At 42.7% G+C, this 22,829-nt stretch carries 26 protein-coding genes; 19 read left to right on the top strand and 7 right to left on the bottom strand.

The annotated features are described in order from the left end of the window. Positions 1 to 51: 51 nt before the first annotated feature. From atpE to WC222_05510, 7 genes are read left to right on the top strand one after another with little or no spacing between them, the layout of a single operon-like run. Entirely contained in the window at positions 52 to 279 is a 228-nt protein-coding gene (atpE, locus tag WC222_05540; GenBank protein MFA6915840.1) for an ATP synthase F0 subunit C, read from the top strand. A gap of 11 nt (positions 280 to 290) precedes the next feature. Beyond that, positions 291 to 773, top strand: coding sequence for a F0F1 ATP synthase subunit B (gene atpF, locus WC222_05535; protein ID MFA6915839.1), 483 nt, complete (start codon positions 291 to 293; stop codon positions 771 to 773). Next, on the top strand, positions 770 to 1,306 hold the full coding sequence (atpH, locus tag WC222_05530; GenBank protein MFA6915838.1) for an ATP synthase F1 subunit delta: 537 nt from the start codon (positions 770 to 772) through the stop codon (positions 1,304 to 1,306). Before atpF ends, atpH begins: the two co-directional genes overlap by 4 nt. Positions 1,307 to 1,314: 8 nt before the next feature. Continuing rightward, positions 1,315 to 2,850, top strand: a complete 1,536-nt coding sequence (gene atpA, locus WC222_05525; GenBank protein ID MFA6915837.1) for a F0F1 ATP synthase subunit alpha — start codon at positions 1,315 to 1,317, stop codon at positions 2,848 to 2,850. Beyond that, positions 2,847 to 3,704, top strand: a complete 858-nt coding sequence (gene atpG, locus WC222_05520; protein ID MFA6915836.1) for an ATP synthase F1 subunit gamma — start codon at positions 2,847 to 2,849, stop codon at positions 3,702 to 3,704. The genes atpA and atpG overlap by 4 nt, the downstream gene beginning before the upstream one ends. Positions 3,705 to 3,711: 7 nt before the next feature. After that, entirely contained in the window at positions 3,712 to 5,124 is a 1,413-nt protein-coding gene (gene atpD / locus WC222_05515) for a F0F1 ATP synthase subunit beta (protein ID MFA6915835.1), read from the top strand. Continuing rightward, positions 5,117 to 5,344 (top strand): F0F1 ATP synthase subunit epsilon, encoded by a 228-nt coding sequence (locus WC222_05510; protein ID MFA6915834.1) that lies wholly within the window; start codon positions 5,117 to 5,119, stop codon positions 5,342 to 5,344. The genes atpD and WC222_05510 overlap by 8 nt, the downstream gene beginning before the upstream one ends. A gap of 273 nt (positions 5,345 to 5,617) precedes the next feature. Here the strand turns inward: WC222_05510 and WC222_05505 are convergent, their stop codons facing one another. Beyond that, complete coding sequence (locus WC222_05505; GenBank protein MFA6915833.1) at positions 5,618 to 6,337, bottom strand: hypothetical protein; 720 nt, start codon at positions 6,335 to 6,337, stop codon at positions 5,618 to 5,620. 110 nt (positions 6,338 to 6,447) lie between these two features. After that, the gene (locus tag WC222_05500) at positions 6,448 to 6,570 is read right to left on the bottom strand and encodes a hypothetical protein (GenBank protein MFA6915832.1); all 123 of its coding nucleotides are present in this window, start codon (positions 6,568 to 6,570) and stop codon (positions 6,448 to 6,450) included. 19 nt (positions 6,571 to 6,589) lie between these two features. Between WC222_05500 and WC222_05495 the strand changes: the two genes are divergently transcribed. From WC222_05495 to WC222_05480, 4 genes are all read left to right on the top strand, one after another. Continuing rightward, on the top strand, positions 6,590 to 6,820 hold the full coding sequence (locus tag WC222_05495) for a PDDEXK nuclease domain-containing protein (protein ID MFA6915831.1): 231 nt from the start codon (positions 6,590 to 6,592) through the stop codon (positions 6,818 to 6,820). 159 nt (positions 6,821 to 6,979) lie between these two features. Further along, positions 6,980 to 7,792, top strand: coding sequence for a GNAT family N-acetyltransferase (locus WC222_05490; GenBank protein MFA6915830.1), 813 nt, complete (start codon positions 6,980 to 6,982; stop codon positions 7,790 to 7,792). A 95-nt stretch (positions 7,793 to 7,887) separates the two neighbouring features. After that, the gene (locus WC222_05485; GenBank protein MFA6915829.1) at positions 7,888 to 8,937 is read left to right on the top strand and encodes an aminotransferase class I/II-fold pyridoxal phosphate-dependent enzyme; all 1,050 of its coding nucleotides are present in this window, start codon (positions 7,888 to 7,890) and stop codon (positions 8,935 to 8,937) included. 8 nt (positions 8,938 to 8,945) lie between these two features. After that, complete coding sequence (locus WC222_05480; protein ID MFA6915828.1) at positions 8,946 to 9,086, top strand: hypothetical protein; 141 nt, start codon at positions 8,946 to 8,948, stop codon at positions 9,084 to 9,086. Between the two features lie 291 nt (positions 9,087 to 9,377). On the opposite strand, the gene WC222_05475 is transcribed toward WC222_05480, so the two are convergent. Genes WC222_05475 through WC222_05460 form a run of 4 tightly spaced genes read right to left on the bottom strand, consistent with a single transcriptional unit; the run spans position 9,378 to position 12,080 of the window. After that, positions 9,378 to 10,160 carry an ABC transporter permease gene (locus WC222_05475; protein ID MFA6915827.1) on the bottom strand — a complete coding sequence of 261 codons (783 nt, stop codon included), beginning with the start codon at positions 10,158 to 10,160 and terminating at the stop codon, positions 9,378 to 9,380. Continuing rightward, positions 10,150 to 11,085: an ABC transporter ATP-binding protein gene (locus WC222_05470; protein MFA6915826.1), complete on the bottom strand. Its 936-nt coding sequence runs from the start codon at positions 11,083 to 11,085 to the stop codon at positions 10,150 to 10,152. Before WC222_05470 ends, WC222_05475 begins: the two co-directional genes overlap by 11 nt. After that, a complete protein-coding gene (locus WC222_05465; GenBank protein ID MFA6915825.1) occupies positions 11,082 to 11,930 on the bottom strand; it encodes an ankyrin repeat domain-containing protein in 849 nt (282 codons plus the stop codon). The genes WC222_05470 and WC222_05465 overlap by 4 nt, the downstream gene beginning before the upstream one ends. A gap of 27 nt (positions 11,931 to 11,957) precedes the next feature. Continuing rightward, a complete protein-coding gene (locus tag WC222_05460; GenBank protein MFA6915824.1) occupies positions 11,958 to 12,080 on the bottom strand; it encodes a hypothetical protein in 123 nt (40 codons plus the stop codon). A 195-nt stretch (positions 12,081 to 12,275) separates the two neighbouring features. On the opposite strand from WC222_05460, the gene WC222_05455 reads away from it, so the two are divergent. The 6 genes from WC222_05455 (at position 12,276) to menC (ending at position 19,724) form a co-directional block, all read left to right on the top strand. After that, positions 12,276 to 13,451 (top strand): LL-diaminopimelate aminotransferase, encoded by a 1,176-nt coding sequence (locus WC222_05455; protein MFA6915823.1) that lies wholly within the window; start codon positions 12,276 to 12,278, stop codon positions 13,449 to 13,451. A 56-nt stretch (positions 13,452 to 13,507) separates the two neighbouring features. After that, a complete protein-coding gene (locus WC222_05450; protein ID MFA6915822.1) occupies positions 13,508 to 14,131 on the top strand; it encodes a nitroreductase family protein in 624 nt (207 codons plus the stop codon). A 62-nt stretch (positions 14,132 to 14,193) separates the two neighbouring features. Next, positions 14,194 to 16,920, top strand: a complete 2,727-nt coding sequence (locus tag WC222_05445; protein ID MFA6915821.1) for a hypothetical protein — start codon at positions 14,194 to 14,196, stop codon at positions 16,918 to 16,920. Next, positions 16,917 to 17,360 carry a cyclic nucleotide-binding domain-containing protein gene (locus tag WC222_05440; GenBank protein MFA6915820.1) on the top strand — a complete coding sequence of 148 codons (444 nt, stop codon included), beginning with the start codon at positions 16,917 to 16,919 and terminating at the stop codon, positions 17,358 to 17,360. The genes WC222_05445 and WC222_05440 overlap by 4 nt, the downstream gene beginning before the upstream one ends. Further along, positions 17,357 to 18,838 (top strand): HAMP domain-containing protein, encoded by a 1,482-nt coding sequence (locus WC222_05435; protein MFA6915819.1) that lies wholly within the window; start codon positions 17,357 to 17,359, stop codon positions 18,836 to 18,838. Before WC222_05440 ends, WC222_05435 begins: the two co-directional genes overlap by 4 nt. A 4-nt stretch (positions 18,839 to 18,842) precedes the next feature. After that, positions 18,843 to 19,724, top strand: a complete 882-nt coding sequence (gene menC / locus WC222_05430; protein MFA6915818.1) for an o-succinylbenzoate synthase — start codon at positions 18,843 to 18,845, stop codon at positions 19,722 to 19,724. Between the two features lie 155 nt (positions 19,725 to 19,879). On the opposite strand, the gene WC222_05425 is transcribed toward menC, so the two are convergent. Beyond that, positions 19,880 to 20,551, bottom strand: a complete 672-nt coding sequence (locus WC222_05425) for a hypothetical protein (GenBank protein MFA6915817.1) — start codon at positions 20,549 to 20,551, stop codon at positions 19,880 to 19,882. A 333-nt stretch (positions 20,552 to 20,884) separates the two neighbouring features. Between WC222_05425 and WC222_05420 the strand changes: the two genes are divergently transcribed. Continuing rightward, positions 20,885 to 21,433 carry a hypothetical protein gene (locus WC222_05420; protein ID MFA6915816.1) on the top strand — a complete coding sequence of 183 codons (549 nt, stop codon included), beginning with the start codon at positions 20,885 to 20,887 and terminating at the stop codon, positions 21,431 to 21,433. Positions 21,434 to 21,452: 19 nt separating this feature from the next. Next, a complete protein-coding gene (locus WC222_05415; protein ID MFA6915815.1) occupies positions 21,453 to 22,811 on the top strand; it encodes an SPFH domain-containing protein in 1,359 nt (452 codons plus the stop codon). Positions 22,812 to 22,829: the final 18 nt, after the last annotated feature.

Here is a 22,829-nt window from a genome sequence, read left to right as displayed (position 1 = left end):
TCTATAGCCATTGCTATGATAAAGCTGACCTCGATCCTCGCTGTTATTGACGTGCCTACTGCTCTAGCAATCTCCGCACCGCTTGCCATTGGTTTAGCTGCCTTTGGTTCCGGCATCGGCCTGGGTCGCGCTGTAGGTAGTGCGATGGAAGCTATCGGACGTCAGCCTGAAGCCTCCGGTAAAATCATGACAAGCATGATCATCGGTGCTGCTCTGATCGAAGCTTTAACAATCTATGCTTTGATCGTCTTCTTTATCTCACTCGGAAAAATGGGGTAGTTTACTAAGCTATGAGCTTTTCAATCGAGCATATCATCACCCAAATCATTGCGTTTATCTTGATGCTATACGTACTTAAGAGATTCGCATGGAAACCGCTGCTTAAAATCTTGGATGACAGGACGGAGAAAATTAGAAAATCCTTCGTTCTCATTGAAGAGCAAAAACTCGAAGTGAACGAACTTGCTCAACTTTATGAGAATAAAATCCTGAACATCAAAGAAGAAGGACGCGTCATAATCCAAGAAGCCGTCAAGCAGGGGCGGGAAATTGCGGATGATATTCAGCACGATGCTCAAAATAATGCTAAAGAGATCCTTAAAAAAGCCCACGAAGAAGTGCAGCGTGAGCTGGTGAAGGCTAGGATAGAGCTGAAAAATGAAATCATCAACACCTCAACCGCTATTTTTGAAAAGCTAGCCCACACAAAACTGAACCAAGCCGAAAACGAGAAGCTTGTAAGTAAGTTAATGGATGAGGTTGAACTTAAATGAAAGACCGCCAATCTGCCATACAATATGCCAAAGCATTGTTAAAGTCAGATTCTGAAGGCAATAACTTGCGCCAATACCAGCAAGAACTGGAGGATATCAGCGGGATATTAAATCATACCCCTGGAATGCTTAAGCTGCTGGACAACCCGCAAATAGAGCATGAGAAAAGGGCCGATATTATTAAAGGTACTTTTGAAAGTAGTGTCAGCCCCACCTTGCTAAGGTTAATGCTCCTCCTCCTAGAGAAACGTAAACTTCACTTCCTACCAGAGATCACTGAGGAGTTCCACCATATGGTAGCTCAGCGTCTTGGAATTGTCGAAGTAACAGTTATTTCCCCGTGGCCCCTAAGTGAAACATTACGCGCTGATGTCAAGCAGGAACTAGAAAAGTACTCGCAGCACGAAATTGAAATCCACGAAGAGGTCGATCCCTCGCTATTAGGTGGCATTTCAATCATTATGGCAAGCAAAATGATGGATTTCAGCCTCCAAGGCCGATTGAATAATCTTAAACAAATTCTATTAAGATAAGAGCTTTTATGTCGCTAAAACAAGACGAAATATCCTGGATCATCCAACGTAAAATCGAAGACTATAAGGAAGAGTTCTCTTTCGAATCCGTCGGCAGAGTCCTCCAGGTAGGAGACGGTATCGCTCGTGTCTGGGGCCTGGATGATGTGATGATTTCCGAACTGGTCGAATTCCCCAACGGCACCATTGGAATGGTTCTTAACCTTGAAACTGACAACGTCGGCGTTGTTTTGCTAGGACCTGATGAAGGGATCAAGGAGCATGACCTTGTTAAACGCACCAATAAGATTGCCTCTGTACCTGTAGGAGAAGGCTTGCTAGGCAGGGTTGTCGATCCGCTCGGCCGTCCGATCGACGGAAAAGGCACAATCGCTTCTGAAACTTATATGCCGATCGAAGGCGATGCCCCTAACGTCATTGAACGCCAACCTGTAAATGAACCCGTCCAAACCGGCATCAAAGCTATTGACTCCATGATTCCTATAGGAAAAGGACAGCGTCAATTGATAATCGGTGATAGGCAGACAGGCAAAACCACTGTCATTTTAGATACTATCCTCAATCAAAAAGGCAAGGACGTCATCTGTATCTATGTTGCTATCGGACAAAAATCCTCCACCATTTCACATTTCGTCTCCACGCTTGAAAAACATGGCGCACTCCCCTACTCCATTATCGTGGCAGCATCCGCTTCTGATAGGGCCCCTCTCCAATATATTGCCCCCTTCGCTGCCACAGCCATGGGCGAATATTTCATGCACAAAGGTAAACACGCCATCTGCTTTTATGACGATCTGTCTAAACATGCTCAAGCCTATCGACAACTTGCCTTGCTATTGCGCCGCCCTCCAGGCAGAGAAGCCTATCCAGGGGATATTTTCTATTTACATTCCCGCCTGCTCGAACGTGCCGCAAAACTCAGCGACAAGCTAGGTGGAGGATCGCTCACCTCACTGCCCGTCATCGAAACACAAGCGCAAGACGTCACAACCTACATCCCTACAAACGTAATCTCTATTACTGACGGACAAATTTATCTCGAATCCGACCTATTTTTCTCCGGTGTAAGGCCCGCCATCAATGTGGGCATCTCCGCCTCGCGCGTAGGGGGTAAAGCACAGACAAAGGCTATGAAACGAGTTGCACAAAGCCTCCGTCTCGAAATTGCACAATACCGTGAACTTGCCGCCTTTGCCCAGTTCGGCTCAGAAATGGATGACGCCACCAAAGCGCAGATCAACCGTGGCGACCGCATGGTTGAAATCCTTAAACAAGACAAACTCAATCCTTATTCGCTTGAACAACAAGTCATCATTATTTTTGCAGGGATTAAAGGCTACCTAGATGATCTTCCTCTTGAGCAAGTCAAACTGTTTGAAAAAGAACTTCTAAAGTTCGTTGAACATGACTACCCCCATATCCCCCATGCCATTGAAGAAACTAAAGACCTAGATAAGAAGACGATGGAAGAGCTTGAACAGGCTGTCAACAGGTTTAAAAACGACTTCATTACTAACCGCAATCTGAATGTCGGAGAGAAATGACGACATTAAGGGATATAAAAAAACGACTTCACTCGGCAGCGAATATCCAGCATATCACTAAAGCTATGGAGATGGTTGCTGCCGTACGCCTGCGCAAAGCGTTGAATAAGTTGGAGCTTTTTCGTCCTTACGCTGAGAAAATGCACCAAATGCTGCAACAGCTCGCTAGAGCATCTAACGAAGTTTCCCATCCCTTATTCGAAGAACGCACTGAACGAAAAAAAGGCGTACTGATCATCACTGCGGATAAAGGGCTCTGTGGTGCATATAACAACAATGTGATCCAAGCTGCTGAGAAATTATTGCGCAAAGATGAATACTCCGGAGCTGTCCTCTTCTTAGTGGGCAATAAAGCCATTGAACATTTCAAAAAGCAGCCCTGGGAAATAAAATTCTCCATGCGAGATCTAAGCAACAAGATGAATGCATCCGAAGTTGAAAAACTTAGCTCTTTTCTCGTTGAAGGATTTCTCAAGCGGGAATGGGACGAAATAACTATTGTCTACACTATATTTAAAAATATCCTCTCAAGGCAAATACGTATCGATAATTTTCTGCCAATATCTAAAGGAGAAATTGACGCTACCGCTCCTTCAATAGATTATATTTTTGAACCTAGCGCGGAAGAGATTTATTCTGTGCTCATCCCCCGCTACTGTTTCACACGCTTGATGAAAGTCCTCTCCGAAGCTCAAGTATCCGAACTCGGAGCGCGTGTAACAGCAATGAAAGCTGCTACAAAAAATGCGGATGAAATGATTGAAAAGTTAACCCTCATAAGAAATAAAGTCCGGCAGGCCGGCATCACAAAAGAAATGTTAGAAATTACTGCTGGTGCAGAAGGATTGGAGTAAAAGAGTTATGTCAGAAGGTAAAATTAAACAAGTCATCGGACCCGTCATCGATATAGAATTCCCACACGGCGAACTACCCAATATTTTAAACGCCATCACTATCGATAACGACGAAAGAAATATCCACCTAACCGCAGAAGTCGCCCTGCACTTAGGGGATAATGTCGTCCGCTGCATCGCCCTTTCCTCCACCGACGGTCTAGTCCGTGGCATGCCTGCCAAAGACACAGGTAAGCAAATCACCGTTCCAGTCGGCAAAGATGTTCTCGGACGTATCCTGAATGTTCTCGGCAACCCTATTGATGAAGGGCAACCTATCCCCGCTAACGCTCCCCGCTCTTCCATCCATAATCCTCCCCCTCCCTTCGAAGAACAAGAAACATCCATGGCTATCTTCGAAACTGGAATCAAAGTCATCGATCTTCTTTGTCCTTATGCGAAAGGCGGAAAGGTCGGCCTCTTTGGCGGCGCCGGCGTAGGCAAATCTGTTATCGTCATGGAACTAATTCGCAATATAGCGCAGGAACATGGCGGATTCTCTGTCTTCTGCGGTGTGGGCGAAAGAACCCGCGAAGGTAATGACCTATGGCTCGAAATGAAAGAATCCGGCGTCCTCTCTAAAACCTGCCTTGTTTTCGGACAAATGAATGAACCCCCCGGTGCACGTCTGCGCGTAGGCCTCACAGGCTTGACAATAGCCGAACACTTCCGCGATACCCAACGCCAAGATGTCCTCCTATTCATCGACAACATCTTCCGCTTCGTACAAGCAGGTTCCGAAGTTTCTGCTCTGCTAGGTAGAATGCCCTCTGCAGTAGGATATCAACCTACTCTTAACACTGAAGTCGGCGCCCTGCAGGAAAGGATCACCTCAACAAAATCCGGCTCCATCACTTCCGTACAAGCCATCTACGTCCCTGCGGACGACTACACAGACCCCGCTCCCGCTAGCCTTTTCACCCACCTCGACGCCTCGACAGCCCTATCACGACAAATTGCAGAGCTAGGCATCTACCCTGCCGTCGACCCCCTCGCCTCCTCTTCACGCATCCTCGATCCCGCCGTCCTCGGCGACGAACACTACAACCTCGCCAGCAACGTAAAGAAAATCCTCCAACGCTACAAAGACCTGCAAGATATCATCGCCATTTTAGGTATCGACGAACTAGCGGAAGACGACAAACTTCTCGTCGGAAGAGCCCGCAAAATTCAAAAATTCCTCTCCCAGCCTTTCTTCGTAGCCGAAACCTTCACCGGTAAACCCGGAAAATATGTCAAACTCCACGACACCATCAAAGGCTTCAAAATGATCATCAACGGAGAACTTGACCACCTACCAGAACAAGCCTTCTACATGACCGGCTCAATAGAAGAAGTCCTCGCCAACGCCGAAAAATTAAAAGCCGATACCAATGTATAAGCTACTTATCTTATCCCCCGAAGAAATTCTCTTCGAAGGCGAAGTTCACAACGCCATATTCCCAGGCTCCGAAGGCTCCTTCGAAGTCCTCCCTAACCACACTCCCATCATCTCCCAACTCAAAAATGGCAACATCACTATCGATAACCAAACCCAAATCCCTATCCCCAACGGCTTTCTGGAATTCTCTAACAACAACTGCACCGTCCTCGTCAACTAGCAGCGCGCAGTGCAAGGCTTCGCCCTGCACCCAGCAGGGTTTCCCCCTGGCAAGGCTTCGCCCTGCACCCACCAAAGGTCTGGCGACCATCTTATTACACATAAGTTGAGTATTTTTGACATAATTCCCATCCCTCAACCATCGCATCATCAGGATAGGGTATACCCTAATTTGACACATAAAACTTTCAGACTTCGCACCCACTGTTTTAGAGCATTCAACACAGAGTCTTTATTGTTGTTAAAATTTTGCATTGTTGAAAAACATCGTAAGTCAACTACGAATTATCAGTTGTTTCATGCGATCAATGATATCGATGGCATCAAAAGCATTTTGTGGGTTTACACTTCCCGGTATAGGCTCAGGGTAAATCTGATCAACATCTACCAAAGTTAGAAATTCGGGGGAATAGACCTCTACTATAGTGCAATAGGGGTAATAATTATTTCCCTCTTTAGCCACTAGATTGTAAATGACTGTGGCAAAAGCACGTTCTTGAGTATGCATTAAGCTTTGCAACCGATCCGGCATATCTTCCACAAGCCCCTTAAAAAAGAGATCCTTCTTGACGTCAAACTCGTATTTTTTTAAAGTCGAACCAATGGAGCCACCAGCCAGAATCTCTTTATGAGCCATCCCTAGCTTATCATTTATATTTGCTTCATATTGAGTGAAGGCTATAGTACGAGCAATTTTCTCACCCTCATGTTCACTATAAAGACTGGATAAGCGGACCCCTGTAACTTGATCTTGAGCTAATATTTGTACTCCATATGATCCGAATTTCAATTCAATACGCGCACTATTAAGTAAGCCTGGTTTAAGCCAGGGGAAAGGATTGTAATTTGCAGCCTGCTCATCATTTGTGATTTGATTTACTGTCCCATATGAAACTAGCAAAGAATTATCTTCCGCATGAGCATACGATACGAGTAAGAATTGTAGCGAACAAATTAAAGTACAAATTTTTTTGAATTTACTTGTAGAAAACATTGTCATTCTCTCGTTTTTACTTTAAGAGGCAACGTCTCAAAATGAGCCTTTGAATGGAAGGATGGATTTAGTAGGGCTTCCATTATATCAGGACGATTCTATCGAAAATTCTATTTTTTCGCCATTGGCTTAATTTCAAATAGATCATCTTCAATATAATTTGGAGTGTTTTCGTCATGTTGCTGCTTTTTCTGCTTCAATGTAAAGCCGAAAAACTTTGTATTTTCAAACATTTAGCCAAAAATCCTTAACGTGCTTTATAATCCGAATTCTGAGCTGACCCCAATAGGGATGATTTTCTGTAAAACAAAGCAGAATTTCACTGTTGAATACGCTTTGAGGGATTTCAATAAGCCTATCGGCGTAGCTGGCTATGAGGTCACTCTTGTCAAATCTCTTTCTAAAGAATTGAAAGAAAGCTTGCCAACCGTGGAAGATCTTGAGGCCGAATTTGGCAAGGATGACTTAAAAAAAGAAGAATAGCTTCAATAGGGAAACAGTTGTTTCCCTATTGGTAACGTTATAATGTTCTCTTTTTCTTTTTACATTCTCCTGATAATATCTGATTAAAATCCTGTAAAAAACTGTCCTCTGATGCGGAATTTTATCATATGCTTGAAAAACAACCCTATCTAAAGCTACTTGAAGAGTGCTTTCCAGGCATTGAGGCCAATATGTTACGTTGCAAAGCCCTCGGATTCCCCTGGGGAGCTAGCTAGCCGACTCTTTCTTAAAGAGGTAAATGGTGAAGTTGTTTCCCACTCGGTTTTTTTCGAGTGCCCTATACTTGTTGAAGGGCAGTGGCATAAGATGGGTGCTTTGCATGCAATCTGTACCCAGTCTGCTCATCGCGAGCAAGGCTTAGCATCGCAATTGATTCAAGAAGCGCTCATATGGGCGAAAGATCGATGCGACTTCATTATTCTTTTTACAGAAATTCCAAAATTTTACGAACGGCTCTCGTTTCATTCCATCCAGGAATATCGGCTTCATCTCCCTTACAAACGCTCAAAAGGATCTGCATTTTTAAGGCCGGTTATTTCTCCTAATGATGACGCTCTTTTTCTTCGATGCTTTCAAGAACGGGAACCTGTATCCAACCATTTATGGGTCAAAGATAACGGCGCTATTGCTTCTTTCAACACACTTTTTACTACCTTCCCCACCTACTGGTCTCTCTATTACAGCCCTGCTATCAATGGCTTTATATCCTATCTAATAGAAGATAAAACCTTCCATTTGCTAGATATCGTTGCGGCTAAAATGCCCTCGCTTGATTTAATTCTCGACCACCTTCCTGCGGCGATTGAGGAAATCTACTTTTACTTTTCACCAGATCGATTCACCGATGCTGCAGTCCCTGAGCCCTATCTTTACGACAAGGGACATCTCATGATTTACGGACCTTGGTCTAACACCAAGCCATTTATGATCTCCCCACTCAGTCGTTGCTAAAGTAAAATACGGCGAGGTTTACCAGGTGAATTAGGCGTTGATTCTTTGCCTTTTATAAGCTATATTCAAGGTCATTTTTTAGATGGAAACGACTCATGTCTCAAAATAAAATTTGTCTTGCTAGCGATAATTGGACTCCAGCTCATCCATTAGTTATAAAAGCAGTGGTCGAAGCCAATGAAGGTTATGCGCCCTCTTATGGATCTGATCCATGGACTGAAGAAGCACAAAAGGTAATTCAGGAAGAGTTTAGGAGTAAATGCAAGGTCTTCATTGTTCCTACTGGCACAGGGGCAAATATTTTTGCACTCAAGCTCGCTTGCCGCAGATACGAATCTATTATTTGTACGGACATTGCTCACATACAATATCAAGAATCCGGCGCTTGTGAGTCTATTGTAGGATGCAAGCTTTTGACAGTACCGCATCAAAAAGGGAAATTGACTTGCGAAGCCGTATTGAAAAAGTTAAGAAGTGAACGAGCTTTTGGGAAACATTCTACCTCTCCCCGCGTCTTATCTATTACTCAACCTACCGAAGTAGGCACAGTTTACAGTCTCGAGGAACTTAAATCCTTATCAAAACTATGTAAAGAAGAAAATTTGCTTCTCCACATAGACGGAAGTCGTCTTTATAATGCAGCAGTCAGCTTAAAGATTGGTTTGCATGAGATGGTAAATTCAATTCATTTAGATATTCTATCCCTCGGAGGAACTAAAAATGGATTAATGGGGGCTGAAGCTCTTCTCATCTTTAATTCTGCTTTGCACGAAGGAAGCGACCACCTGCAGAAGCAAACCTTACAACTGCTATCAAAAATGCGTTACCTTTCTGCTCAGTATATCCCATTCCTTAAGAATAATTTATGGCATACTCTTGCAGCACAAGCCAATCAAAAAGCACAAGAAATCGCTTCCATAATCAAAGCAATCCCTCATCTCACCTTGAGTTATCCAGTTGAGACAAATCAACTTTTTTTCACTGCACCCCCTGCATGGATTCCATTCATCCAAGAAAAGATTTTTTGTTATCCATGGGATCAAGAGAAGAATGAAGTTCGATTTATTACCTCTTGGAATACTTCAGAAGACGATATAACGGGTGTAAAATTGGCTCTTTCTGAAATAGCCAAAAAATCAATCTAAAGGACATTATGACAACTCCACATTATTTGAATGATGCATACCTCAAAGAGATGGAGACAGTGATTACTGAGATATCCAAAGAAATTGACCAGCAACAAAGATGGATGATAGTTCATTTTCTATCCGAGAGGCGGCGGGCAATCAACTGATCAAGGAATGCTCTTTACGGATAATTGGAAAGGTAAAGTTTGCCAAGTTTTAGTTGATCTTATAACTACATCACAGTGTGTTTCTTGCTTTCTCGCTTCATATAGACAGTGAAATGTATCTGATTCTCTGTCTGCGACATAAACTACTTTGGTATTCTCTAGCTTTTTGGATAGATCGCTTGCTTTTGAATTCCTTCTACCCATCTATAGCTTTCTTTTTGTTCTTTTTTCGTTTGCTTATAGTTTCTATTCTTTGGTGGGTGCAGGGGTGAAACCCTGTCCTGCCTGGGGTTATTCTAGGCGGGCGAGGCCTTTGTTGAGGCTTTTTTTGAACATGTAGTAGAAGAAGTAGACGGCGAGGGCTAGGTAGAGGAGGCTGAGAGCTAGGCTGGTGAGGGCGTAGTAGGTGGGGAAGGGTTGGTTATTGAGGATTTCGCGCATGCCTTCGAATACGTATGTTGTGGGTAGAGCCCAGGAAATTTTTTGAGCCCAGAGGGGTAGGGTTGCTACGGGGTAGAATACGCCGCTGAAGGGTGCGAAGACGAATGCAATCATCCAGGCGAACATTTCAACTTGGTGACCTTTATAGATGATGATACCGGAAGCGACGAAGCCGAGGGACCAGCCGAAGATGAAGAGAAGGATGGCGAAGGGAATGAAGGCCCAACCGACGGTGAATACGTTGAGTGAGTAGAGGATGTAGACGATTAGAGATCCGAAGGAGATGGTTATAGCTAGTTTACATAGGCTGAGGAGGAGGACGCCGCAGATCCATTCGGATATTTTTAAGGGTGTGGAGAAAAAATTTACGAGGTTGCGGTGCCAGAATTCTTGGAGGAGGTTGAAAGATATATCTATGGATCCGCGCCAGGCTATTTGCCAGAAGATGAGGCCGGTCATGAGGACGAGCGGGAGGCCTGGTACGCTGTTTTGTTTTTGTATCCATAGAGAAGTCAAGCCCCAGAGGAGGATATCGACGAAGGGCCAATATAGCATGTCTGAAATCTGATGAGGTCCTTTGATGGCGTTGTAGTAATAGCGTAGGAATACGCCTTTGATGCGTCTAAGGTTCATGGCTTTTCTTTGCTATTTTTAGGAAGAAGTCTTCTAGGGAAGGTTCTTCGATTTTTATGCTGGAGTAGACGACTTTTGCCTCACTGAGAGAATGGAGGAAGGGAGGGATTTTTTCTTCGTCCAGCATAACTTCGATAGAGCGATGATCGACGGAGTACATGTGTTGGTTATTTTCAGCGATTGCGATAGTGCGTTTAAGACCGTCTACGATGATAAGGCTGAGGTGGTAGGTAGAAACGCTTTTAGCGAGTTTTTCGGGGACATCGTCAGCGATGATATTTCCTAATTTAAGGAAGATGGCGCGGTCGCATACTTCCATGACCTCTTGCATTTTGTGTGATGTGAAGAGGATGGAAGTTCCTTTTTGGCTTCTTTGTTCGAGGAGGAAGGAGCAAATGTCTTGAGCGATATCAGGATCAAGCGACGCTGTTGGTTCATCGAGTAGGACGACGCGTGGATTCATGAAGAAGGCTTTGACAATCATCAGCCGGGTAACTTGTCCGGCGGAGAGTGCAGCAACGCGAGTTTTTGTTTTATCCGCGATGCCGAAGCGTTCTAGTAGAGGATCATAGCTGATCTTACTTGCTTTGCTGTCGAGTCCATAAAGGTAGCCGAAAACCTCAAGGTTTTCCTCAACGGTAAGCATCCAGGGTAGGCTGGTGTAAGTGCTGGCGAAGGAGACTTTCTCTAGAACTTCAGAGCGGTGGAGAGGGAATTCTTTCCCAAAATAAGAGATAGAACCTGAGGACATCGTCAGGGTACCCAGCAGCATTTGGATGGTCGTAGTTTTTCCTGAGCCGTTAGGGCCGAGGAGGCCGAGGATTTCGCCCTCTTTCAGGTCGAACGACACGTCTTCAACCGCAACTAGTGGAGGAGTTCCGGGGTAGATCTTTCTAAGATTTTTAGCGGATAGGACAGCGTTCATGAACCAGCTTTACCATTAATTTTTTTAAGGGTCCAGGGACTCATTATTAATGGTGGAGGTATGGGAGAGGAGAAAAGTCTCTGGAAGAAATGGGAGGTGTGGTAGTCGTAGGCGTAGCGTTGTTTTAGTAAATCTTCGGCAGTGTTGCCATTGGCATCTTTAATGGTGGCATCGGCGCCATGAAGGATCAGTTGTTGGTAGGCTGAGAAGTTTTTGTGGTAAGCAGCCACGTGGAGTGGGGTGAGTCCCCTGCCGTCCAGGCTATCTAATGGCACTTTATGTGAAGCTAAAAAAGTGATGATGTCATCATGGCCATATTTAGCTGCAGCGCGTAGTGGTGTTTTTTGGCGTAAATCCTCACTTGCTATGTTAGCGCCGAAAGAGGTTAGGATGGTCATGGCTTTTAGGTTGCCGTGGTATGCTGCCCAATAGGCAGGAGATTGTCCCCGTATATCTTGAGCGTTGACATCGGCACCATTAGCGATATAGCGGTAGATGGCGCTATAATTTTTCCCGAGATTGAGTATGTGCAACGGAGTAACATTCTCATTAGTTTCGATGGTTTGTGCACCTTCTAGATAGGCCTTATAGAAACCGAAAGGATCCCATTTTGCCAAGACATTATCTAGAAATGTCGGCCGTTCTTTATTTTTATGAGAATTCTCAGGACGAACAGGATGATTATGTGGAGGAAGCCTTAATTCCGGTATGCTTTTGGAAGGTTCATTGTAGGCTGAAAGTATTTTTTCTCGGATGTCTTGGATGGTTACAAGTAATTTTTCTAGAGGTGCTGTAAAGAAAATGGCTGCATTTTCAATGTAATGACTGATGGATGTAACGTTCATCGAGATCCTGAATATTAATAGGCTTTTTTAGCGGCTATCGCTGATATGAATAGAAGCAGGAATAGGCTGTTCTTCTCCCGAATAGGTGTAGAATAAGAAAATAACAAACAGACAGCAAACGCCAACGAATAATGCTATAGTTTTATCCATAGTCTCTCCTTTTCTCTATACACAAGAACTTTACTTGAGCATAAATGGCAATTTTTCCTTCATATACTAAACTGAAATATATTCTCAAGCCTATTCCTAGAATTCCTTGGGACAAGTTGAGTATTAAAAAGCGCATTGGTGGCAAAAAAACGTCCTCTATGATAAAACCCTTTTACGTTATATTGGAAAAATTGTATGAAACGCAACGCCGGCATAGCCTCTCTTTCTACTCATTACTTATTTCGTGAGATTAATTCCCGCAAGCGTGAATTTCTAAAGAACCATCCCCAAGCAGAGTTAATTCATTTGGGGATAGGTGATACTACGCAACCCATTCCAGCGAGTGTTGCTAAAGAGTTAACCCATGCCGCGCGTAAATTGGGAACAGTAAGGGGGTATACTGGTTATGGTCCTGAGCAGGGCCTGAAAGAATTGCGTGAAGCCATAGCTAAACAATTCTATAACAATACCATAAAGCCGGAAGAAATTTTCATTTCCGATGGGGCGAAGTGCGATATCGGCCGTTTGCAGATGCTATTCGGTCCTGATGTATCGATTGCAGTGCAAGATCCTGCCTATCCTGTCTATATTGATGGAAGCAAAATACAGGGTGTCACAGAAATCCACTATATGGCGTGCAATCCAAAAAATCATTTTTTCCCTGATTTGAAGAAACTGCCGCGCACAGATTTGATTTATTTCTGTTCTCCAAATAATCCAACGGGAGCAGTTGCTACAAAAGAACAGTTAGAGAGATTGGTACAGTTTGCACAGAAAAACCGTTCAATTATTCTTTTTGATGCAGCGTATGCCTGTTATATTCAAGACTCTACATTGCCTAAATCTATTTTTGAGATTGAAGGGGCGCAGAGTGTAGCTATTGAAGTCAATTCATTCTCAAAGATAGCAGGTTTTACAGGAGTTAGGTTAGGGTGGACTGTTGTACCGGAAGAGTTAAAGTACGACGACGGACATTCTGTACGCTCAGATTGGAGCCGTTTAATGTCTACGGTATTTAATGGCGCATCCAACATTACCCAGGCAGGAGGCTTAGCAATCTTGAGAGAAGAAGGAATCAATGAGATCATTCATTTGAATAACTATTATATGGAGAATGCCGCTATCCTTAAAAATGCATTGCAAAATGTGGGGTATAAAGTTTTTGGCGGTGAGAATGCGCCCTATCTATGGACAGAGTTTCCGGGTCAAAAATCGTGGGAAGTATTCCAATATTTACTGGAAAGGTATCATTTAGTGACTACACCGGGATCAGGTTTTGGTCCTGAGGGAGAAGGGTTTATTCGATTTACTGCCTTTGGAACCCGAAATGCAATCCTAGATGCAGCGAAACGAATCAGCAGTATCCATTGATTGACACATTATCTCCTGCATTATAAGTTTATAAATAAATCTATCGGAATAAAATCATGTACAAGTTAGTTATCTTATTATTTTGTTGTATTGCCTCATGCCATTTAAACGCACATACTAGTGAGATGACTTTCGCAGAGTTGGTTATAGTTCGTCATAGCGGCTATGATTATGATGTAACAAAACCTGTTCCGAAAGCTTTATTAATCCAGCTTGCGCAAACGGCCCATTATTCCCCTTCCAGTTATAACGAGCAGCCTTGGAGTTTCATTTTCTGTGATAAGAAGGAAACACCTGAAGCGTATTCAAAATTATTAGGTACTTTAGCGGTAAACAATCAAAAATGGGCTCAGAATGCTCCCGTGCTTATCCTTGTCTCTGCGAATGAGGTATTGCGAAAAAACAATAAGCCGAATAGATGGGCGCAGTATGATACGGGTGCAGCAGCTATGTCTTTAGTTTACAAAGCAGCATCTTTGGGTCTGATGCCGCATGAGATGGGCGGATTTGATGATAAGAAAGTCAGACAATTATTTAGCCTTCCTGCTAGCTATACCCCTATGGCCGTCATTGCTATTGGCTACGAACAACCCAATGCAAACGGTATCCAAGAGAAAAAGAGAAACCCGTTGAGCAGTCAATTTTTCTGGGGTGATTGGGCTAATGGGATTGCACCTTAATGGTAAGGGTTTTTTCACGCCTTTTCAACATATATCAGGGTGAAGAACGGCAAGCGTTTTTCATGGCTTTGCTTGGATTTCTCTGGGCATTAGCGATTTCTTTAGGTCTCCGTTTTGCTGATGTAATGTTTTTGCTGCATGTAGGGGCAGAAAACTTACCTGTCGTCTATAGCATTTCCGCCTGTATTATGATCGTATTAGCATTCTATCTCCTGCATGCCTACCACAACTTTGACACGCACATCGTATATCTCGGGATAATTTTTGTAGCCTTTCTGGCCTATACGTCCATTCTTTGCGGGCTTATTTTGCAAATTGAAGATAGAAGCTTTTGGTATGTTTTACGTGTTATCGGGACATTAAGCATGGCTATTTTTACAACGGGATATTGGACCTTTGTCGACCAGTATTACACCTTACAAGATGCCAAAAGGTTATTTGCACTTTTCAGTTCGTCCATCTTTCTAGGAATTGCGACGACAGGTGTGATCATGCAGCTGGGCTTGTTAGAGTTGGAGCAGGTCTATGGCTTGATCACATTATTATTAGCATTGGTGGGGTGTATTGTATGGGTAGCTAAGACTAAATTTATCCCGGTGCATGACGAAAATTCCCTCCAGGAAAGTGCAAGCCAGGGGGATCTTTCGCTAGGTACTACTCTAAAAATGATTTTTAGCTCCCGTTTTACGCTCTTTTTGATGGCGAGCAACTTTTTGATTTATGTCACTATGGTTGTCACAGAATTTAACTATTTGGAGTCCTTTCAGAGACATTTTCCGGAAGAAGCGTTAGAAATCGGAGAAGGTGAACAAACGCCGCTGGCAATTTTTATGGGACGTTGCTTAATTGGAATTAGCTTAAGCAACTTACTGATAGGGCTATTTATTTATAGCCGCATTGTTCATCGCTTTGGGATAGGCGGTGTACTTCCTTTAACGGGTATATTACTGTTTTTAAACTACTTAGGGTGGGTTACCAGTGACAACATAGCTTTTGCTGTTGTAGGCATGTTTGTGGTGGAAGGGACTATTTATGTCATTGATGATAGTAACTTTAATTTGTTGCTTAACGGTGTCTCTTCACGGCTTAAATATCGAATCAGAATATTTATTGAGTCCTTTTTTGAGCCCCTAGGGATGTTGATATCGTCAGTATTGCTATCCAGTTTCGCTTTAGACGCCCGCATCTTAGGGCTGCTCTTGGCTATTTCCGTATTAGCTTTAGCATTTTTATTAGCTTATAACTACGGTAGAGCCATTTATCTTAATTTAGCGGAAAATGCCATCCTTTTTCACAGAAATGTGACGCAGTGGCTTAGACCAAAATCTGAGAAATCAGCAGAACTCTATAGACAGCGCTTACTTTTCAGATTGAAAGCCGGTAATACCCACGAAAAGCTGCTTGCAGCAGAAGGACTATTGGCATTGCAGGAACAAACTCTGCTTGAAACCATTTTAAAAGAATTTTCCATTGCAGAAGCTAAACAAAAAAGAGAGTTAATTAAGGCGCTCATACGTACCCCCTATGTGTATGATACTGCAGTCATAGAAACGTTGAATAGTTGGTATGATCAGGATACAGATGAGGAATTGTTGCAAGATATCCTTTATTATCTAGCCTGCGGTGGTTTTCTACATCCGGAGAAGGCATTTGCGTACATTGATAGCGATTCCCTGGAGCTTCAGGGTGCAGCCATTGCAGCCTTAAAGAAATCCTGGGCGCACTTACCTCCGGTGCAAGCAACTCAAAATCAGCTAATTGCAGTTCAAAAACAGCAAGAACTACTGTCAAGTTCCATAGAATCAGAAGTTGTTATGGGTTTGAATATGTTAGCGGTAGACGGAGCACCCTACGATGTGGAAGTCCTTATTCCCTTTTTGAAAGACCACCGCGTCTCAGTTGTAGAAAAAGCTATGGAGATCTTTGCGCAGTTAGCAGATGTCCAAGGGTATCGCTATGCTCGTCTTATCAGTAGCTTATTGACCAAATCCTCATCCACGCTAATTAGGCAGTCCTGTTTGGAGGCTTTAGGCAAGGTGGCAGGTACAGCAGCTGTAGAAATCATCATCACAAGCAGCGAACACCTTAGGCCGCAGGAAAGGCGTGTGGCAGAAAATGTCATTGTAAAAATGGGCTTGAGAACAGTCCCCATCTTGCTGGCGCTTACAAAAAACAAAGCTGTGAGAGAACGTTGCAGAACATTGGCTGTAAGGATCTTAAGCCACCTCGCTGTGGCGCAGCTGCATGCAAATCTGAATGATATTGTACGAAAAGAAATCAAACGTGCAGCCTTTTATTTTTATCATTTACATACGATTGATGAGCAAAACTATGGAATCGATTTGTCACTATTGAAAGAAGCCTTGGAGACCAGATACCGTTCCGTTATTGACTTTGTTATCCACGCATTGGGCGAGGCCGGAGAGATTGATGATTGCGAGTTATTAGCTAGGTCTTTAGCAAGCCGAAATTCCAAAGTGCGAAGCCAAGTAGTTGAAACTTTAGAAAAGTATTGTAATATTGAAACATTCAGGCTTATCTACCCTCTAGTCGCAGATATTCCATTGGAGGAAAAGCTTGCGGCTTGTAAGAAGATGATAGAAAATCCACTGAGCCTACCGGAGTTATTAGAAAAAATGAGCGAATCTTTTTCACCCTTAGAAGTGATGGTAGCAGCGATCTACATGCGTCAACTGCATTTACCGTTGTGGAGAGAGACATTGCTTAACCAGATGAAGACACATGAAGAAATTTTCCACCATTTTGCCTACGAGCTATTGCAAGCATGAAGAACCTTACCATTATCGATAAAGTCTTTTATCTGAAGCGCACTCCCCTTTTCAGAATGCTGACAATGGAAATGCTTCTACCGATTGCGGATAAATTAACCGAGGTCAGTTTCGATAAGAACGATACGATTTTTGAGATCAACGATGAAGCCCACCGTATGTATTTTATCCTTAACGGAAAAGTTCAGATTTCCGCCCCGCAAATTCCATCCCCGGTGATACTTGAAAACGGGGGCTTTTTTGGTGATGAAGGGCTTTTTGATGATAATAAAAGAGCCTATAATGCCGTGGCTATGGTTGATTGCGATATTTTAACACTAACTCAGACCAACCTTATCACCATTATCTCGGAATATCCCTCTGTAGCTTTGGGCTTTTTAAGCGTCTTTGCATCTTGCGTTCCTGACAGGGCAAAATTTTTTCTTAAGGATGCAACATGACCATTCGTAAACGTTTACTAAGCCTGTTATTGCCTCCACTTATCGCTTTTGTCACCATCATCTCGCTGTTCTTCCATTACAACTGGAAAAATGAGATCCTGGGGAGCTTTAAGGAAAAAGCCCTAAGCACTGTTATAGGTATCGCATCTGTCCTTCCTACAGAAAAAGTAGATGAGCTAATCCAAGGAGAGGGCAACAGCCTGCAACTTGAAAAGCAATTTACGGATATAGTTGAGAACCTAGGCCTTAACAGTTTATATCTTGTGCAAGTCGTTCCGGTGAAAAAAGGCGAAAAAGTCCTCTTAAACCAGCCACTTAGTCCCCATAATCCTATTTACGACGGAAAAAATACTGACAATGCTTTCCGTCTGGTTTTTCTGCAGGATGTAAGTATCACCTCGCCCCGTGCAAATAAAGAACAAGATTATTCAGAGAGCGGAGAACAGCTGCTCTATCTTAATGCACGTCCGATGGTAACGGATGAGTACAAAGAGAGAGGGACCAATGAACATATCATTACCGCCTATGCCCCCCTTACAAATGCAAAAGGGCAAGTCATTGCGCTATTAGGAGCGGACATTGCAAACAAAACAATCAATGAAAAGCTTAAATCCGCTGCGATAGTCATTGCTTTAAGTGCCCTCGCAACCATCGTTCTAGTGATTTTAAGCGTCTATTATGCCGCAAACCGCATCAGTGAACCCGTACAAAAAATCAAACTAGCTGCCCTAAATTTAGCTGCCGGTGAATATGGAACGACCGTAGACGTCAAAGGTCCGCTTGAGATCGAAGAGCTGGGCAATACTTTGAATACGATGAGCGAATGCCTTATGGAGAATATCCACCGTCTAAAACATTCTTCCGCTATGCGTGAACGCCTCTTTGGCGAATATGAATGCGCTCTTTTACTTCAAGAAAAGATGTTTATGCGTTCGATAGCCGAATTTGAGCATCCCCTTTTTATTGTCAAAGGATTGCATACACAATCTGCTCAAGAGCCGCATGGCATACATGTTTCTTTTTCTACGAAAGAGGATGGATCACTGATACTTGAAATGATGGAAAATCCGGAGAAAGGCTTTGATGGAGTATATCGTCTTTTAGAAAGTGTTGCTGAAGAACATTGCCGGTTTCCCTGCACCCATATAGAGCTTTCTGCGGATATCCTTCATTATGAAAGGCATGGGTTGCCACCCCTTATTATCTGGCAAAATAACCAAATACATTTTCTAGAAGATAAAAAAGGAAGTCTTGAGCTTAAAAAAGATGCTATTATCCTTGTCACATCACGTATTCTTTGGGATATTGTAGGAAACACTGAAGGTATTGAAAAGCTTCTGCAAAGAGTTTTCACTAATTTTTCCAAAGATAGCTTCGATATTTTTGCATCTATGCTGCAACAAGAGCTTAATTTTCTAAGCGATAAGCACCATTTCGAAAAAGATATCTTTGTCACGCTACTAACAAGGAAACGCTAAACTTATGAAGATCAAAGAACTAGTGATTGAGCTTTTTGAAATAGCATTGACCGGTGGAGCCAAACGTTCAGGAGCTATCCTCCGTATAAAAGATGAAGCGGGCAAAACAGCGCAGGGTGAAATATCCCCATTACCTGGATGGAATAATGAGACTTTGCAGGAGTCACTGGAACAGGTGAAGAATAAGAAAGACGAGATACTGTCTATCGATTGGGCTAAATCCACTTTTTTCTATCACCTTCAAAAGCTAGACCTTTATCCCTCTGTGCTTTTTGGCCTAGAATCCGCTCTTTTGCAGCTCTATTTTCCTATAGAGAGCATCGCAGCTCAATCTGCTGCCTTGCTGATGGGGCAGCCTGAAGATATCCTTAAGCACGCAAAACAAAGAAAAAGCGAAGGCTACTCCCATGCAAAGCTTAAAGTCAGCGAACTTACATTCAATGACGCCGCAAACATCATCCACCAACTTAAAAACACTTTTCGCCTGCGAGTTGATGTGAACAGAGCATGGAAAACGCAAGAAGCTATAGAATTCTTTGAGCAGTTTCCAACAGATACTTTTGATTATGTAGAAGAACCCTTTCAGAACTCTGATGATCTAAGTCTATTTGATCACCCCCTTGCATTGGACGAGTCTTATCACGGCTTAGATTTAGACCGTTTTGCAAATCTGCCAACACTTAAAGCGCTTATCTATAAGCCTACGGTGCAAGGCGGCCTGCTTAATTGCCTTTCAATATTATCGTGGGCGCGACAGTTTCAGGTAGATTTAGTGCTTAGCAGCAGTTTCGAATCGACGATCGGCTTGGACCACATCCGCTCGATGGCCCAAAGGCTCTCACTCACAAGTCCTGTGGGAATTGGCACGCAGCACTATATGTCTTAAAAAATATTTACTTATTTTTTGGTGTGGATATCGGCCGAACTAATTTGAGTATCAATTCAAAAGGATTAATGTGTTACCGTACATCTAGGATGTTTTAAGAAATAAGCTTCTCCTTGCATAGGAGAAGCTTATTGATGTAATAAGTAGATAGCTATTTAGAAATTGATAGCATTATAGATTCGTTTACATATTTCTTGCGAGGGTGAGTAGGCGTTAATATCTAAGCGAAAACGATAGTATGCTATATAATCTGCCGTCTTTTCATCCTTAGAGATAAGGCTATAGCCACTTAATAATGCATGCCCCCCTAAAACTACCAATAAACGTACAGGCAGCTCAAAAAAAAGTCCAAATAGACCAATAGAACGCTTAAAGGTAGATGCCTTTGGATTATGCGACCAAGTCAATAGCGGAGAGTTCGGAATAAAAGGACGAAACACATGATCGACAAATTTAGCAGATATTTCAGCTTCTTTTGGATCTTCGATAAGTTCCACTTGGTTATTGGAAGATGTTTTCACAATATCGCGCACTGCATTCCAAACTTTCTTAGTTTCAGTAAAATTTTGATAAATATCTTCATCAGAATCCGCAACATCTAAGAGATAGGAAGCAACATTTGTTTTTTCACATACTTCCTTACCTGTGCAGTAGGGTCCTTGAACACTAAAAGTACTGCGAGTATAGATATCATTCAAAAAAGTCTGAGCAGAAACCCATTGACTGGATACCCCTATATTTTCCTTGCTAGATTGAAATAAAGGTTGTTGAGGATCAGCTTGCCTCCAACATACTAGAGTTCCATTAATATTAACCGATGTAACCATATCTTTAATCCTCGTTAAAATATTTATAACAGTAAACATTATTTCGCAAATTATTTCAATTAAAATTAAATTAAATCATTGTTAATAATAACCTGTTCATAAAAAGTAGTAGATATTCTTTTTCCACTCATAATTTCCACTAAACTTTATAAATAGAGGATGACTGAAATGAATTTTAAAATAATATATAGACAATCATTTTGATCGACATCTTAAGATGACCCGTTATATTTAATGATCTCATATTCTTCTCGTTTGTTTTTGTGAAAGTTTCTTATTTTATTTAACCCTCTGACTTAGCTATAGTTAATCAGACTATTTTAGGATGATATTATGTTTGAACAAATCAATTCATTTGTTAATTCTGATTCACTTTATTGGTTTTGTGCAGTCTTAGGGAGCGCATTATTCCTAATCCAATTTACCCTAAATCTTATCGGCACAGGTGAATTCAGCGAATTCGAATCTGACTCCGGCAATTTTAAATGGCTGACAAAGCAAGCTCTCTCCGGTTTCCTTATGGTGTTCGGGTGGACTGCTCTTTCTTTGAAACATGAATTCCAAATTCAAGGCATATTTAACCTAAGCATAGCCTTCAGTGCAGGTTTCCTAACAATTCTAGCAAGCGGTTTAATTTTTAGACTTGCCCATCAACTACAGAGTACCGGCACGGTCTTTGACATTGATAAGACGATTGGTTTGGAAGCTACCGTTTACCAACGAATCCCCGTAAAAGGTTCGGGTAAAATTACAATTAATATTGAAAATATCACTCGCGAAATCGAGGCAATCTCTCACCATGAGCAAGAAATCCCCTCTTTTTCACGCGTCGTAGTGTTAAAAAAAGCCGACGATAAAACAGTCGTCGTCATGCCACTGTAATAAAAAATAAGGAAATGCTATGGAAAATTTATATCTTGAAATAGCTATAGGCGGATTTGTATTCTTTCTCTTTTCTACACTCTACTTCTTCGCCAAATTATACCGTAGATGCCCCTCTAATAAAGTCCTCGTGATCTATGGACGCGTAGGGAATAACAAGACAGTGCAATGCTATCACGGCGGAGGTAAAATCGTATGGCCCCTTATCCAGGGTTATGCCTTCCTCGACCTGACACCACGCACCATCCATATTCCATTAAAAGGGGCTTTATCCCATCAGAATATCCGTGTCAACGTTCCTAGTACATTCACCGTTGCTCTCGGCGTGACATCGGAAGTGATGAACAATGCTGCGGTCAGACTGCTAGATCTGGACCATAAAGGCATTGAAAGCATGGCTACAGAGATTATAGTGGGCCAGCTTCGCCTTACAGTTGCTTCTCTACGTATTGAAGAGATCAACCAAGACCGCGAAATGTTTTTAGACGCGATTAAAAAGAATATTGAGCCTGAACTACATAAGATCGGCTTGACGCTTCTAAACGTAAACATCACCGACATTACCGATGAGTCGGAATATATCGAAAGCATTGGTAAAAAAGCATCCTCAATGGCTGTCAACCAAGCAAAGGTCGATGTTTCCGAGCAGGAGAAAAAAGGCGATATCGGAAAAGCCCTAGCGGAAAGAGACCGTCGTGTCTCCGTCGCCTCCTATAATGCTGAGGCTGTCAAAGGCGAAAACGATTCAAGAGCACAGATAGCATTAACAAATGCCGTGCTTGCAGAAAGAGAAGCAGAAGCTTCGCAACGTAGTAGAGTAGCAAAAGAGATAGCGGAAGCTGAAGTCCAAAAAGCCCGCGCACAAGCAAAAGCGCAGCTGCTGGAAGCAGAGGAAATTGTTCCGCAAGAGATCAATAAACGCAGGGTATTGATCGATGCTGAAGCTGAAGCACAGCGGACAATCACGATTGCTCAAGGTGAGGCGCGTGCAATTTTAGCGATGCGTGAAGCTGAGGCTGAAGGTATCCAGAAAATGTTGGATGCTAAAGCTAAAGGTTACAAGCTGCTTGTTGAAGCCTGCGGCAATGATGCTAAAAGTGCATCTACCATGCTTCTGCTTGAAAAATTAGAGCAGATTGTCGGATTACAGGCGGAAGCCATAAAAAATATCAAAATTGATAAGATCACAGTTTGGGATAGCGGCAATAATGAGAATGGGTCTTCTACCTCCAACTTCATTAGTCAATTCGTAAAATCGTTGCCTGCATTACATGATATCGCAGCAATGGCAGGTTTAGAACTACCTGAATATCTAGGTAAAATAGCCTGCGATAAGGTTGTCCCAGCGGAGGAATGCACAATTAAGCCTCTTTCATAGTTAGCTTTGAAAGAGAAT

Source organism: Parachlamydiales bacterium (assembly GCA_041671045.1).
GTDB lineage: Bacteria > Chlamydiota > Chlamydiia > Chlamydiales > JABDDJ01 > JABDDJ01.
The sequence above is the reverse complement of the archived record's forward strand: the minus strand, read 5'-3'. Positions and strand labels throughout refer to the sequence as shown.